Annotated in this window: 1 pseudogene; it reads right to left on the reverse strand. The window is 44.4% G+C overall.

Going from position 1 to position 279, the window contains the following annotated elements:
* Positions 1-279, reverse strand: a pseudogene (locus tag AAEZ22_RS18345) (hypothetical protein); the annotation flags it as partial.

The following is a 279-nucleotide window of genomic DNA, read 5'->3' on the forward strand; positions in this document are numbered from 1 at the left end:
TTTCAAAAGTATCTCGGGCGCTATGACCAACAGCAAGAATGACATGATTGGTTTTTAAGATTTCGCCACTATTAAGGGTCATGCCCGTTACTTTTGCGTCAGTGATATGCAAGTCGTCTACGCGAGTAGCAAAACGGACTTCCCCACCGAGTGCTATGATCTCGGCACGCATTTTTTCTACCATGGTGACTAACTTGTACGTGCCTATGTGCGGTTTACTAACAAATAAAATTTCCTCTGGTGCGCCCGCTTTTACAAATTCAGTCATGACTTTACGGC

The organism is Pseudoalteromonas sp. 20-MNA-CIBAN-0454, assembly GCF_040308685.1.
GTDB classification, from domain to species: Bacteria; Pseudomonadota; Gammaproteobacteria; order Enterobacterales; family Alteromonadaceae; genus Pseudoalteromonas; species Pseudoalteromonas nigrifaciens.